A 15,358-nucleotide genomic window follows, 5' to 3' on the forward strand; every position below is an offset into this window, starting at 1 on the left:
CACCTGTGCGCTTGGCGCTGCTCGGCTGTGGCACTGTCGGCCAGGAGGTGGTCCGGCTGCTGCACGAGCAGTCGGCCGACCTGGCCGCGCGGATCGGCGCTCCGCTGGAGATCGCCGGCATCGCCGTGCGGCGGCTCGGTCGCGACCGGGGTGACCTGCCGGTCGACGAGGACCTGTTCACCACCGACGCGCTCGGCCTGATCAAGCGCGATGACGTGGACGTGGTGATCGAGGTGGTCGGCGGCATCGAACCGGCCCGGAGTTGGCTGGTCGAGGCGCTGCGCGCCGGCAAGAGCGTGGTCACCGCCAACAAGGCGCTGCTCGCCGAGGACGGCGTGGCCCTGCACGAGGCGGCGGCCGAGGGCGGCGGCGACCTCTACTACGAGGCGTCGGTGGCTGGCGCGATCCCGCTGCTGCGCCCGCTGCGGGAGTCGCTGCACGGCGATCGGATCAACCGGGTCACCGGCATCGTCAACGGCACCACCAACTTCATCCTCTCCGCCATGGACGCGACCGGGGCCGGCTTCGCCGAGGCCCTCGAAGAGGCCACCGCCCTGGGGTACGCGGAGGCCGACCCGACCGCCGACGTGGAGGGCTTCGACGCGGCGGCGAAGGCGGCGATCCTCGCCTCGCTGGCGTTCCACACCCGGGTCGGCGCCGCCGACGTGCACCGCGAGGGCATCACCGAGGTGACCGCCGCGGACATGGCCAGCGCCCAGGCGATGGGCTGCACGATCAAACTGCTCTGCATCGCGGCCCGGGGTGTCGACCCCACCGGCCGTGAGACCGTCAGCGTCCGGGTGCACCCGGCGATGATCCCCCGCAGCCACCCGCTGGCCAGCGTCGGGGACGCGTTCAACGCGGTCTTCGTGGAGGCGGACGCGGCCGGGCAGTTGATGTTCTACGGTCGGGGCGCCGGTGGCGCGCCCACCGCCAGTGCGGTGCTCGGTGACGTGGTCGCGGTGTCCCGCAACCGGCTCGCCGGGGTGCGCGCGGCCAGCGAGAGCGCGTACGCGGACCTCGCGGTCCGGCCGATGGGTGAGGCGCTGACCCGCTACCACGTGAGCCTCGACGTGGCCGACCGCCCGGGTGTGCTGGCCTCGGTGGCGAGTGTGTTCGCCCGGCACGACGTGTCGATCGCGACAGTGCGGCAGGGCTCGGCGGGCGGGCCAGCGGGCCGTGACGGCGACGCCGAGCTGGTCATCGTCACCCATGTGGCACCGGATGCCGCGCTCGCCGCGACCGTCGGTGAGCTGCGCGGTCTGGACATCGTCCGGTCGGTGACCAGTGTGCTGCGGGTCGAGGGCGACGCCTGAGTCGTTGCATCATCGACGGGACGTCCCGCGTGTCCCGTCAGGTGGGTAAACCGGGGTGTGCCATCGACCACTCCGGCAGGCTGGTCCAAGGTGGCCCTGATGCTCGGCTGGGCGCGGCGGTAGAGACGAGGAGAACGACATGTGGCGGGGTCTGATCGAGGCGTACCGGGATCGGCTGCCGGTCACCGCTGCCACGCCGGTCGTCACCCTGCACGAGGGGAACACCCCGCTGTTGCCGGCGCCGGTGCTGTCCGCCCGGCTCGGTTGCGACGTGCACCTCAAGGTGGAGGGCGCCAACCCGACCGGCTCCTTCAAGGACCGGGGGATGACCCTCGCGGTGTCCAAGGCGGTCGAGGCCGGCAACAAGGCCATCATCTGCGCCTCCACCGGCAACACCAGCGCCTCCGCCGCGGCGTACGCGGCCCGGGCCGGGTTGACCTGTGCCGTGTTGGTGCCGCAGGGCAAGATCGCGTTGGGCAAGCTGGCCCAGGCGCTGGTGCACGGCGCGAAGCTGCTCCAGGTGAACGGCAACTTCGACGACTGCCTCGCGACGGCCGCCAAGCTCGCCCAGGACTACCCGGTCGCGTTGGTCAACTCGGTGAACATCGACCGGCTGCACGGCCAGAAGACGGCCGCCTTCGAGATCGTCGAGGCGCTGGGTGACGCGCCCGACATCCACTGCCTGCCGGTCGGCAACGCGGGCAACATCTCCGCGTACTGGATGGGATATTCGGAGGAGTTGGCCGCCGGCGCCACCACCCGCACCCCGAAGATGTACGGCTTCCAGGCCGCCGGGGCGGCCCCGATCGTGACCGGCCAGGTGGTGCCGGAGCCGTCGACCATCGCCACCGCGATCCGGATCGGCAACCCGGCGAGCTGGACCAAGGCGTTGGATGCCCGGGACGCCTCCGGTGGCCTGATCGCGTCGGTGACCGACCGGGAGATCCTCTCCGCGTACCGTCTGCTCGCCCGCGAGGTGGGGGTCTTCGTCGAGTTGGGCAGCGCGGCCAGCGTGGCCGGCCTGTTGCAGCAGGCCGCGGCGGGCGCGGTGCCGCCCGGTTCCACTGTGGTCTGCACGGTGACGGGCCACGGGCTGAAGGACCCGGAATGGGCGATCTCCACCGCGCCGGCGCCGGTCACCATCGCGAACGACCCGCTGGCCGCGGCCCGCGCCCTCGACCTGGCCTGAACGCGCCACCGTCCCGGTGGTGATCGACGGCGGGTAGTGCCGGGCGGCGGGACGGCCCGGGGGTGGCGGGGGTCGAGGTATGCGAGTCCGGCACACTTTCGGGTATCCCCGCCCGCATTCTCGTTCAGGAGTGAACCAGGCCGATGTCGCTGCTCGCCAGATTCAGCCTCGCCAACCGAGGGCTGATTGCCCTCATCGCGGTGGTGACCACGGTGTTCGGAGCGTTCGCCGTTCCGTCGCTGAAGCAGCAACTGCTGCCGTCGCTCGAGTTCCCGGCCGCGTTCATCGTGGCCCCCTTCCCCGGCGCCGGCCCCGAGATCGTCGAGTCGCAGGTGACCGAGCCGATCGAGAATGCCCTCCAGGGCATCCCGGGGCTGGACAAGGTCACCTCCACGTCGCGCGAGGGCGCGGCCACCGTGCAGGTGACCTACGAGTTCGGCACCGACCTCGACGACGTGGTCAACAAGATGCAGACCGCGCTGAGCCGGATCGACGCCCAACTGCCGGAGGGCGTCGACCCGCAGGTCATCGCGGGTAGCACCGACGACCTCCCGGCGGTGGTGCTGGCCGCGGCCGGCACGGCTGACGAGCGGGCCCTCGCCGAGAAGCTGCGCGCCACAGTGGTGCCGGAGCTGGAGGGCATCGAGGGGGTACGCACTGTCGAGGTGACCGGCACCCGCGACAACGTCGTGGTGGTCACCCCGGACCCGGCGAAGCTGGCCGCCGCGAAGATCCAGCCGACGGCGATCGGCGCGGCGCTGAAGACCAACGGCGTGGCGGTTCCGGCCGGCGTGGTGACCGACGGCGCGCTGGCCCTTCCGGTGCAGGTCGGCACGCCGATCGCCACGGTGGAGGAGCTGCGCGGCATCGTGGTCGCCCCGGCCGCGGCGCCGGTCCGCCTCGGTGACGTGGCGACGGTCGAGCAGCAGCTCGCTCCGGCCACGGCGATCACCCGGACCAACGGCAAGGACAGCCTCGGCATCGCGGTCACCGCGGCGCCGGACGGCAACGCCGTGCAGATCTCGCACGAGATCCGCGACCGGCTCGACGACCTGAAGGACGCCTCCGGCGCGGAGCTGACAGTGGTCTTCGACCAGGCGCCGTTCGTCGAGAAGTCGATCGAGTCGCTGACCACCGAGGGACTGCTGGGCCTCGTGATGGCGGTCATCGTCATCCTGGTCTTCCTGCTGTCGGTGCGCTCGACGGTGGTCACAGCGGTCTCCATCCCGCTCTCCGTGCTGGTGGCGCTGATCGCCCTGTGGATCGGTGACTACTCGCTCAACCTGCTCACCCTCGGCGCGTTGACCATCGCGGTGGGCCGGGTGGTGGACGACTCGATCGTGGTGTTGGAGAACATCAAACGACACCTGGAGTACGGCGAGGAGAAGCGGCACGCCATCATCACCGGCGTCCGGGAGGTGGCCGGTGCGGTGACCGCGTCCACCCTCACCACGGTGGCGGTGTTCGCGCCGATCGCGCTGGTCGGTGGGTTCGTGGGCCAGCTCTTCGCGCCGTTCGCGATCACCGTGACGGTGGCTCTGCTCGCCTCGCTGCTGGTGTCGCTGACCGTCATCCCGGTCCTCGCGTACTGGTTCCTCAAGCCGCGCGGCGGCACCGCGGACGACGAGGCGGTACGGCACGCCGCGGAGGAGAAGGAGCTGCGCAGCCCGTTGCAGCGGGCGTACCTGCCGGTGATCGGGTTCGCCACCCGCAAGCGGTCGACCCGTTGGATCACCGTCGGGCTCGGCCTGCTGGTGCTCTTCGGCACCTTCGGTCTGGCGCAGAAGTTGGAGACCAACTTCCTGGACGACTCCGGCCAGGACACCCTCAACATCAGCCAGGAGCTTCCGGCCGGCAGTGGCCTGGCGGCCACCGACGCGGCGGCCAAGCAGGTCGAGTCGGTGCTGTCCCGCACCGAGGGCGTCGAGACGTACCAGGTGACAGCGGGCGGTGGGGACAACCCGTGGGCGGGCGGCGGCGGCAACAACGTCGCCAGCTGGTCGCTGGCGCTCGGCGGTGACACCGACGCCAAGCAGATGCGCGAGGTGCTGCGCAAGGAGTTCGACAAGCTCGGCGCTGGTGTGGGTGAGATCAGCTTCGGTGGCGGGCAGGAGGCGTCCACCAGCCAGTTGGAGGTGATCGTCCAGGCCAGCGACCCAGAGGTGCTGACCCGGGCGGCCGAGGAGGCGCGGGCCGCGATGGCCGGCGTCCCGGACGTGGAGGACGTCTCCACCAGCCTGGCCGCGCGGGTGCCGCGGGTCGACGTGACTGTCGACCGGGTCGCCGCCGGTCGGGTCGGGCTCACCGAGGCCGCCGTGGGGCAGATCGTGTCGCAGGCGTTCCGGGGAGCGCCGCTGGGTCAGGTCGCGCTCGACGGCCAGCAGCAGAACGTGGTGCTGCGGTTGGGCACGCAGCCGCCGATGACAGTGGCGGAGCTGCGGGCACTGCCGGTGGGCCCGGTCAAGCTGGGGGACATCGCGCAGGTCACCCAAAGCGAGGGGCCGCAGCAGGTCACCCGCATCGACGGTGAGCGCAGCGTGTCGGTGACCGGCGCGGCTACCGGCTCGAACCTGGGCGCGACCAGCAAGGAGTTGCAGACGCGGCTGGACGGCATCAACGTGCCGGGCGCGAGTTTCACCATCGGTGGTGTCAGCGCGGATCAGGCGGACGCCTTCGCGGACCTGGGCCTGGCGGTGCTGGCCGCGATCGCCATCGTCTTCCTGATCATGGTGGCCACGTTCCGTAGCCTCACCCAGGCGCTGATCCTGCTGATCTCCATCCCGTTCGCGGCGACCGGCGCGATCGGCCTTCTGCTGGTCACTGGGACGCCGCTCGGTGTGCCGGCGCTGATCGGTGTGCTGATGCTGGTCGGCATCGTTGTGACAAACGCGATCGTGTTGCTCGACCTGATCAACCAGTATCGGGCGCAGGGCATGGGGGTCCGGGAGGCGGTGGTCGAAGGTGGCCGTCGCCGGCTGCGCCCGATCCTGATGACGGCCGTGGCGACCATCTTCGCGCTGCTGCCGATGGCGTTCGGCTTGACCGGCGAGGGTGGCTTCATCTCGCAGCCGCTGGCGGTCGTGGTGATCGGTGGTCTGCTCAGCTCGACGCTGCTCACGCTGATCCTGGTGCCGACGCTCTACACGATGGTGGAGCACACCAAGGAGTCGCTGCGGAGTCGGCGCGCACGGCGGCGCTCCGGCGGGTCGGCGGTGACCACGACGGAGACCGACGAGGTGCCGGCCCCGAACCAGGTCGCGGTGCCGAGCGACACGCCCGCCCCGGCTACGGCCGAGGCCACCCAGCCGGCCGGGCGACCCGCGCCGTCGGCCGCGCTGGTGGAGGGCACGGACCAGTTCGAGGTGCTGCGGCTGCCCCGTAGCCGTACCTCGCCACTGCCTCCGGCGGAGCCGACCGAGTAGGTCGAAGCGCGATTCGGAACGCCCCCGGCGGATTTTCGCCGGGGGCGTTCCCGGTCTATCCGACCGAAACACTCCGACTCGACCGACCCACACTTTGTGTAACTTCTTGCATACTCTTCGTGGATGGGTGGGGGTGTGGGTGGAGCGGGACGGGCGGACGGCCGAGAGGGCGCGCGGGTGGGGACGACGCGACCTGCTGCGCCGTGGCCTGCTGGTGGTCGGCGGTATGGCCATCGGTGCCGGGACGTCCGAGGCATGGTGGATCACCCATCGCCGGATGCCGATCGCCGGCGGCCCCGCCAGCGCCACCCTCGGCAACGGTCAGCAGGACGTCCGCTCCGGCGCGCTGGAGATCACCTGGTCGGGAAGGACCAACCAGCGCCTGGTGGCCCTCACCTTCGACGACGGCCCCGCACCACAGTGGACCCCGATGGTGCTCGACACCCTGGCCCAGCACCGGGTTCCGGCCACCTTCTTCATGGTCGGAGCGCAGGTCCGCCGGCACGCCGACGTCGTCCGCGACCGCCTCACCGGGCACGAGGTGGGCAACCACAGCTGGGAGCACCGGGACCTGGCCGAACTGGACGCCGCCGAGACGTACGACGACCTGCGCCGCAGCCACGACGTGATCACCGACCTGACCGGGACGCCGCCGGTGCTCCTCCGCCCGCCGTACGGCCACCTGGGCGGGGCGGTGCTGCACGCGGCGGCCCGGCTGGACTATCGGGTGGTGTTCTGGTCGTTGCAGATGGCGGAGCGTGAGTTCCCCGGCGATCCAGCCGGCCACGCCCAGCGGATCGTGGCCGGCGTCCGACCGGGAACGATCGTGCTCGGCCACGATGTGGGGGCGCGGCGGCGGCTGGTCGCACTGCGCGGCCTGACCGACATGATCAACGGGCTCCGGTCGCGCGGTTACACATTCGTCACGGTCTCGACGCTGCTGGGAGCGGGTGTGGGCCCGACACCGACCGGGTAGGGTCGCGCTCCGTGGCGTCCACCCTCTCGGTTCTGACCGGCAATCGGAGCTTCCGCAACCTGTTCCTCGCCGAGCTGGTGGTGTTCGGCGCCGACTGGTTCGTCATGGTGCCGCTGCTGGTGCTGCTGCCGCATCTGACCGGCAGCGGCGTCTGGGGCGCGCTGGTGTTGGCGGTGGACACCGGCATCGTGGCGTTGCTGCTGCCGTACACCGGCACGATCGCCGACCGCTTCGACCGCCGGAAGATCATGATCGCCGCGAACGTGGCCGCGCTGGCCGGCGTGCTGCTGCTGCTCGGCGTGCGGAACGCCGGAACGGCGTGGCTGGCGCTGGTTGCGATCGGCGTGGTGGCGGTCGCGAAGGCGTTCTACTCGCCGGCCGCCCAGGCCGCGCTGCCCAATGTGCTGGAGCCGCACGAACTCGCCGCCGGCAACGCCGTCGCCGGCTCGGCCTGGGGCACCATGACAGTGGTCGGTGCCTCGCTCGGCGGCGTGCTCAGCACCGCCGCCGGCCCGTACGCCTGCTTCTGGGTGGCGGCGGTGGGCCTGGTGATGGCCGCGGCCCTCGCCACCCGGATCCGCCGGCCGTTGCAGGCGCCCCGGGACGCCGACCAACCGGCCCAGCGCACCTGGCCGGCGGTCCGTGAGGCGCTCGGCTACATCGGTCACCGCCCCCGGGTGCTCGCGCTGGTCACTGTCAAGTCGGCGGTGGGCCTGGGCAACGGCGTGCTGACCGTGTTCCCGCTGCTGGCCGGTGTGTATGGTGTCGGCCCGCTCGGGGCCGGACTGCTCTTCGCGGTACGCGGCGCGGGAGCGTTGGTCGGGCCGATCCTGATGCGCCGGGTGCTGACCAACCGGGCCTGGCTGCTGCCCGGGCTCGCGCTGTCCATGTCGCTCTACGGCCTGTCCTACCTGGGCACCTCGGTGGTGCGCTGGTTTCCGCTGGTGCTGCTGCTGGTCTTCGTGGCGCACTTCGCGGGTGGCAGCAACTGGGTGATGTCGAACTTCGCCCTCCAGGGTGAGGTCCCCGACCGGTTGCGGGGCCGCGTCTTCGCCACCGACATGATGCTGGCGACGCTGGCGATCTCGGTGAGCCAACTGGCGGTGGCCCTGGTGGTGGACACGGTCGACGAGCGGGTGGTGCTCGCCGGCTGCGGTCTGATCACCCTCGTGTACGCGGTCGGCTGGCGGATCGCCACGCGCCGGCTCTCGCTCACCGATCCGGCCGCCGACCCGGTCCCGAACCCGGCCGGCTGAACTCGGCGGTCCCAGGCAGCGGGCGCGACGTCGGTTCGTCGGTGCCGAGCGCGAGGGCGTGTGTCAAAGCCCCTGACCGGCCTGCGGCGGCTCGACCGAGGACTTTGACACACGCCCTAGCATGAGCGCGTGCCGACGAACTTCGCCGCCGGGCCGGTCCGGGTCCGGGTTCCCGCGACCAGCGCCAACCTGGGCCCGGGCTTCGACGCGCTGGGTCTCGCCCTCGGGCTCTACGACGACGTGGCCGCCGAGGTCGCGTCCTCCGGCGTCCGGGTGACAGTGACCGGTCAGGGCGCCGGTGAGTTGCCCGACGACGACCGGCACCTGGTGGTGCGGGCCATGCGCGCCGCGTTCGACGTGCTCGGGGCCCACCCCGCAGGGCTGAGCGTGGAGTGCGTCAACCGGATCCCCCAGGCACGTGGGCTGGGCTCCTCGTCCGCCGCGATCGTCGCCGGGGTGCTGCTGGCCCGGGCCCTCGTCGTCGATGGGGAGCACCGCCTCGACGACGACGGCGCGCTCCGGCTGGCCGCCGAGATCGAGGGCCACCCCGACAACGTGGCGCCGTGCCTGCTCGGCGGCTTCACAGTGGCCTGGTCCGAGCCGGGCGGCGCCCGGGCGGTGTCCCTGCCGGTGGCCGAAGCGGTGCGACCCACCGTTTTCGTCCCGGCGGAACGCGGATTGACCGCGACCGCGCGGGCGGCTCTGCCGGCCACCGTGCCGCACGGCGACGCCGCGTTGACCGCGGGGCGGGCCGCGCTGCTGGTGCACGCGCTCACCACGGCCCCGACCCTGCTGCTGCCGGCCACCGTCGACCGGCTCCACCAGGATTACCGGGCAGCCGGAATGCCCGGCACGTTTGCCCTGGTCAGCGCGTTGCGCGAGGCCGGTGTGGCGGCTGTGGTCAGTGGGGCGGGGCCGACTGTGCTGGCGCTCAGCGAGCCTCCAGCGGGCTTCCCGGTGGGAACAGACTGGGAGATCTGGCAGTTACCGATAGACGTCAGCGGCGCACGGGTCGCACGGGGTAGACTTGGACACGCCGAGCGGGACCCTGTTGCCGCAGGTCGGAAGAGTTGATTACGCTCTAGACCTAGCACAGCCGCGAAGCACGCGATCTCCTGCGGGGCGGCGCACCCCCGAAGCTCTCGGCGGTCAGCCCGTCTACCCCTGCCAAAGGCCCACGCCGCACCGCAGTTTCCACAGGTCGCCGCAGACGGCGAGACCTGCTCACCGATGTTGGTGAGTCGGGATACCGACCGGCTGCTGTGTCACAGACTCCCGCGACGCGTCCTTGCGAGGCGGGTGCACCGAGGCCGCCCGGCCACCTGAGTTCCGACTCCGGGCAGTCCCGGCCTTATCGAGGGAAGGAATCCATTGAGCGACACCACCGACGTGACGTCGGATGTTTCCAACGTCGCTGGCGATGCCACCGCCGCCGCTCCCGCCCGTCGTCGGCGTAGCGGCACCGGTCTGTCGGCGATGCTGCTGCCAGAGCTGCAGAGCCTGGCTGCGTCGCTCGGCATCTCCGGCACGGCTCGCATGCGCAAGGGCGAGCTGATCGCCGCGATTTCCGAGCGGCAGGGCGGCAACGCCGCCGGGACCCCTCGACCCCGGGCCGAGGTCGCGGCCGCGGCCGCCCCGACCCGTGAGGGGGTGCGCGCCGAGGTGCGGGAGACCGCCGACCGGCCGGCCGCCGAAGGTCGCGGTGCCGAGCAGGCGCCGGCCGAGCCGGCCGCCGAGACCGAGGGCCGCACCCGCACCCGGCGGAGCCGGACCGCGACGGCGGAGGCCCGTGCCACCGAGGCGCGCCCCGTTGAGGCGCGTGCGACCGAGACGCGTGTGAACGAGACGCGTGCGACCGAGACGCGTACCGACGAGGCGGAAGCCGGCGAGCGGGCCGACCGTGGCGAGAACCGCCGCGAGCGGGCCGAGCGCCCGGAGCGTGGCGAGCGGACCGAGCGTGCCGACCGTGGCGAGCGGACCGAGCGTGGCGAGCGGACCGACCGTGGCGAGCGTGCCGAGCGGACCGAGCGTGGCGAGCGTGGCGAGCGGGCCGAGCGTGCCGACCGTGGCGAGCGCAACGACCGGAGCGAGCGTGCCGACCGGAGCGAGCGTGCCGACCGGGGCGAGCGCAACGACCGGGGCGAGCGTTCCGACCGGGGTGAGCGGGCCGAGCGCAACGACCGACCCGACCGCGGTGACCGCAACGACCGCAACGACCGCAACGACCGTGGTCAGCGCGCCGAGCGGGACAACGATGACGACGACGGCGAGGGTGGCGGCCGGCGCGGCCGACGCAGCCGTTTCCGGGACCGTCGCCGCGGGCGCGGCGAGCGCACCGAGACCGGTGCCGACACCGGCGGGCGTGAGCCGCAGGTCAACGAGGACGACGTGCTCGTCCCGGTGGCCGGCATCATCGACGTGCTCGACAACTACGCCTTCGTGCGGACGACCGGCTACCTGGCCGGCCCGAACGACGTGTACGTCTCGATGTCCCAGATCAAGAAGTACGGCCTGCGCCGCGGTGACGCGATCACCGGTGCGGTGCGGGCGGCCCGCGAGGGCGGCAACAGCGGTGACCAGCGGCGCGACAAGTACAACCCGCTGATGCGGCTGGACACGATCAACGGGATGGAGCCCGAGGAGGCCCGGCGTCGTCCGGAGTTCTACAAGCTCACCCCGCTCTACCCGCAGGAGCGCCTGCGGCTGGAGACCGAGCCGCACATCCTGACCACCCGGGTCATCGACCTGGTCATGCCGATCGGCAAGGGCCAGCGGGCACTCATCCAGTCTCCGCCGAAGGCGGGTAAGACCATGGTGCTGCAGGCGATCGCGAACGCGATCACCCGCAACAACCCGGAGTGCCACCTGATGGTGGTGCTGGTGGACGAGCGGCCTGAAGAGGTCACCGACATGCAGCGGTCGATCAAGGGCGAGGTCATCGCGGCCACGTTCGACCGTCCGCCGCAGGACCACACCACGGTGGCGGAGCTGGCCATCGAGCGGGCCAAGCGCCTCGTCGAGCTCGGGCACGACGTCGTCGTGCTGCTCGACTCGGTGACCCGGCTCGGTCGGTCGTACAACCTGGCGGCGCCGGCCAGCGGCCGGATCATGTCGGGTGGTATCGACTCCACCGCGCTCTACCCGCCGAAGCGCTTCCTCGGCGCGGCCCGCAACATCGAGAACGGCGGGTCGCTGACCATCATCGCCACGGCGCTGGTGGAGACCGGGTCCATGGCGGACACGGTCATCTTCGAGGAGTTCAAGGGCACCGGCAACGCCGAGTTGAAGCTGGACCGGAAGATCGCCGACAAGCGGACCTTCCCGGCCATCGACATCAACCCGTCCGGTACGCGTAAGGAAGAGGTCCTGCTCGCACCGGAAGAGCTGGCCATCATCCACAAGCTCCGGAAGGTGCTGCACTCGCTGGACTCGCAGGCCGCGATGGATCTCCTGCTGGACCGGCTCAAGCAGTCCCGCACGAACATCGAGTTCCTGATGCAGATCGCGAAGTCGACGCCGGGGGAGTAACCATCCCCGGGTAACGACAAGGGGCACGGCCGTCGCGGCCGTGCCCCTTCGTCATGTCTCCGGGCCCGACACCGCGCCGTGAGTTGATGGAATTTTCCTTCGGTTCAGTCGACAGGTATTGAAACTTCTATTCATGGCCGGGTTGACTGTCGTCCATGCGTACCCGCAGACGATCCGCCCGCCGCACCGGCGTCCTGCTGCTGACGCCGCTGCTCGCCCTGGCCCTGTCGCCGCCGGCCACTGCCGCACCCACCACCGCCCCGCCCACCGTGGCCTCGACCGCCGTGGCCTCACCCACCATCGCGGAGGACGCGCCGCCCGCGTCTTCCGGCCCGGCGGGCTCGGTCAGCCTGGCCGCCGCCCCGACGGTCGCGACCGCCCCGACCGCCGGCGCCGGTGGCCTGGAGCCGGCCGGCGGGCTGGAGACCACGAAGGCCACCCGGCCGGTAGCGCCGGGCGTGCAGCTGACGTCCTTCGACAGGTACGACGCCGAGGGCTGGCTGCGCGCCGACGCGCTCACCACCGACCTGGCCGGCGGCGCCACCGTCGACTACGTCAACTCCGGGGCGGTCAGCCGGGCCGAGCCGCTGCGGAAGGCGGTGGACCAGTCGCACGCCGTCGCCGCTGTCAACGGCGACTTCTTCGACATCAACAACTCCGGTGCCGCCCAGGGCGTCGGCGTCCGGAACGGCGAGCTGATCCAGTCGGGGGTCAGCGGTCACCGCAACGCGGTGGCGGTCACCACGAACGGGCTCGGACGGGTGATCGAGGTGAACTTCGACGGCAGCGCCACCCTGCCCACCGGGCCGGTCCCGCTGACGCAGTTCAACAACATGGTGCAGGCCGACGGCATCGGCGCCTTCACCGAGCTGTGGGGGACGTACTCCCGGCAGCGTGCCGTGGAGGGCGCGGCCCGGGTGGTCGAGGTCACAGTGACCGACGGTCGGGTGGCCGCTGTGGGAAGTGTGGCCGGTGGCGGCCCGATCGTCGCCGGCAGCACCGTGCTGCTCGGCCGCGACCTCGGCGCGGACGCGCTGGCCGGCCTGCGCCCCGGTGACCCGGTGGCGGTGGCCTGGCGGCCGAAGCCCTCCGACGGCAGCACCCTGCACGCGGCTGTCGGGGGCGGCAACGTCCTGGTCCGCGACGGCGTCGCGCAGAGCATCGCCGATCCGACCCTCGCCCCCCGAACCGCCGTCGGGTTCAGTGCCGACGGCCGAAAGATGATCATGCTGACGGTGGACGGCCGGCAGGTCGACAGCCGCGGCGTGACGCAGACCGAGATGGGCCGGATGATGGCCGAGCTGGGCGCCCACCACGCGCTCAACCTGGATGGCGGCGGATCGTCCACGCTGCTGGCCCGGGAGCCGGGAGCGCCTGCCGTGCAGCTGGAGAACGGTCCCTCCGACGGCAGCGAGCGGGCCGTGCCCAACGGCCTGGCCATCTATGCGCCGAAGGGCAGCGGGCGACTCACCGGCTACTGGGTCGAGACGGCCAGCGACCCCACGGCCGCCCCCGGCGTCTCACCGGTGCGAGGCGGGCGGCCGGACCGGGTCTTCCCGGGGCTGACCCGCACCCTCACCGCATCCGGGTACGACGAGACGTACGGCCCGGCGGCCGGTGCCCCCACCTGGCGGGCGACCCCGGCGGTCCGCGGCCGGGTCGACAGTGGTGGCGTGTTCCACGCGGGCGCACCGGGGGCCAGCACGGTCACCGCCGCACGGGGGCCTGTCACCGGCTCACTGAACCTCACTGTGCTCGGCCCGCTGGCCCGGATCGGCACCACCGAGCCGCGGGTCGGACTGACCGGCCGGGACGGTGACGCAGTGGTCGGCGTGGTCGGTTACGACGCCGAAGGCAACACCGCGCCGATCGAGCCGGCCGACCTCACAGTCGACTACGACCGGGACCTGCTGCGGATCACTCCCACCGGGGACGGCAACCTGTCCGTCGTCGCGCTGCGCGACACCGGCTCGGGCCTGGTGACTGTTCACGTCGGACGCACGAGCGCCGTCCTGCCGGTCACCGTCGGGCTGACCGACGTGCCGGTCGCCGGTTTCGACGACGCCGCGTCCTGGCGGTTCAGCCAGGCCCGCGCCAGCGGTTCGGTAGCGCCGGCGCCGGGGCGCACCGGCACCGGCCTGCGAATGTCGTACGACTTCAGCCAGTCCACCGGCACACGGGCCGCGTACGCCGACCCGCCCGCCTGGATCGAGGTGCCCGGTCAGCCGCAGGCCTTCGGGATGTGGATCCACGGCAACGGCACCGGGGAGTGGCCCAGCCTGCACCTGCACGACGCCCAGGACACCCAGCACGTGCTGCGTGGCCCACTGATCACCTGGACCGGCTGGCGGTACGTGGAGTTCGCGGTGCCGGCCGGGGTGCAGTACCCGGTGCGGGTACGCCGCTTCTACGTGGCCGAGACGAACGCCGCGGCGCAGTACACCAGCGAGGTGATCATCGACGACCTGGTGGCGAAGGTGCCCCCGACTGTCGACGCGCCGGAGGTGGCCCCGCGTACCGATCGGGTGGTGATCCGCGACGGCACCGTTGACGGCGCGCCGTGGCGTTTCGCGGTGCTCTCCGACGCCCAGTTCGTCGCCGCCGACCCGGACAGCGACCTGGTCGCCCAGGCCCGGCGGACGTTGCGCGAGGTGCGGGCGGCCCGGCCGGACTTCCTCCTGATCAACGGCGACTTCGTGGACACCGCCTACCCGGCCGACTTCGCGCTGGCCCGGCGGATCCTCGACGAGGAGTTGGGCGACGCGCTGCCCTGGTACTACGTGCCCGGCAACCACGAGATCATGGGTGCCCCGATCAGCAACTTCGCCTCCGTGTTCGGTGCCACCTCCCGGGTGTTCGACCACAACGGCACCCGGTTCGTCACGCTGAACTCGTCCACCGGGACGCTGCGCGGCGGCGGCTTCGACCAGGTACGGATGCTTCGCGAGACGCTGGACGCGGCGGCCACCGACCGGCGCGTGGGTTCGGTCGTCGTCCTGCACCACCACCCGCCGCGCGACCCCAGCCCGGCGCAGGCCAGCCAGCTCGGCGACCGCAAGGAGGCGGCGCTGCTGGAGCAGTGGCTGGCCGACTTCCAGCACCGCACCGGCAAGGGCGCGCTGTTCGTGGGCGGGCACGTCGGCACCTTCCACGCCGACCGGGTGGACGGGGTGCCATACGTGATCAACGGCAATGCGGGCAAGACGCCGTCCACCCCCGCCGACCAGGGCGGCTTCACCGGCTGGACGGAGTTCGGCGTGGACCCGGTGACCCCGGCCGAAGCCGACCGGGCCCGCCGTAACCCGCTCGCCGAGGGCCCACGCTGGGTGGACGCGGAGTTCCACGCGCACGCCGACCGGCTCACGGTGGCCGCCCCGGCCAGCGTCGCGGTCGGCACCCCCGCGGCGATCACCGCCACGCTGACCCAGCCCGGCGGGCGTACGGTCCCGGTGGCCGCACCGGTCAGCGCCGACTGGTCGGCCTCGCCGGGAGTGCACATCGGCGCGGCGGCCGGGGTGCGCCAGTGGCACACCGCCCGATTCGACCCGGCCACCGGCACCCTGACGGCACTGCGACCCGGCGCGCCGATACGCCTGACTGTCGAGGTCAACGGCGCCCGTGCCGAGGCCACCATCACCGTCACCGGGTGAACTGTCCGGACGGGCCCCCAC

Annotated in this window: 8 protein-coding genes; all 8 read left to right on the top strand. The window is 72.2% G+C overall.

The genetic code is table 11. The features are described 5' to 3' along the window. Positions 1 to 5: 5 nt before the first annotated feature. Positions 6 to 1,316: a homoserine dehydrogenase gene (locus OH804_RS33640; protein WP_196924619.1), complete on the top strand. Its 1,311-nt coding sequence runs from the start codon at positions 6 to 8 to the stop codon at positions 1,314 to 1,316. Positions 1,317 to 1,455: 139 nt separating this feature from the next. Then, positions 1,456 to 2,505 (top strand): threonine synthase, encoded by a 1,050-nt coding sequence (gene thrC / locus OH804_RS33645; protein WP_406061695.1) that lies wholly within the window; start codon positions 1,456 to 1,458, stop codon positions 2,503 to 2,505. A 143-nt stretch (positions 2,506 to 2,648) separates the two neighbouring features. Then, positions 2,649 to 5,927 (top strand): efflux RND transporter permease subunit, encoded by a 3,279-nt coding sequence (locus OH804_RS33650; protein ID WP_196919508.1) that lies wholly within the window; start codon positions 2,649 to 2,651, stop codon positions 5,925 to 5,927. Between the two features lie 127 nt (positions 5,928 to 6,054). Further along, the gene (locus OH804_RS33655; protein ID WP_406061697.1) at positions 6,055 to 6,903 is read left to right on the top strand and encodes a polysaccharide deacetylase family protein; all 849 of its coding nucleotides are present in this window, start codon (positions 6,055 to 6,057) and stop codon (positions 6,901 to 6,903) included. Positions 6,904 to 6,914: 11 nt separating this feature from the next. Beyond that, entirely contained in the window at positions 6,915 to 8,159 is a 1,245-nt protein-coding gene (locus OH804_RS33660; protein WP_406061699.1) for an MFS transporter, read from the top strand. Positions 8,160 to 8,288: 129 nt separating this feature from the next. Continuing rightward, positions 8,289 to 9,233: a homoserine kinase gene (gene thrB, locus OH804_RS33665; protein ID WP_196919506.1), complete on the top strand. Its 945-nt coding sequence runs from the start codon at positions 8,289 to 8,291 to the stop codon at positions 9,231 to 9,233. A gap of 297 nt (positions 9,234 to 9,530) precedes the next feature. After that, positions 9,531 to 11,687 (top strand): transcription termination factor Rho, encoded by a 2,157-nt coding sequence (gene rho / locus OH804_RS33670; RefSeq protein WP_406061702.1) that lies wholly within the window; start codon positions 9,531 to 9,533, stop codon positions 11,685 to 11,687. A 155-nt stretch (positions 11,688 to 11,842) separates the two neighbouring features. After that, on the top strand, positions 11,843 to 15,337 hold the full coding sequence (locus OH804_RS33675) for a phosphodiester glycosidase family protein (RefSeq protein ID WP_406061704.1): 3,495 nt from the start codon (positions 11,843 to 11,845) through the stop codon (positions 15,335 to 15,337). Positions 15,338 to 15,358 lie beyond the last annotated feature (21 nt).

The sequence above is a fragment of the Micromonospora sp. NBC_00860 genome (genome assembly GCF_045207375.1).
Taxonomy (GTDB): Bacteria; Actinomycetota; Actinomycetes; order Mycobacteriales; family Micromonosporaceae; genus Micromonospora; species Micromonospora vinacea.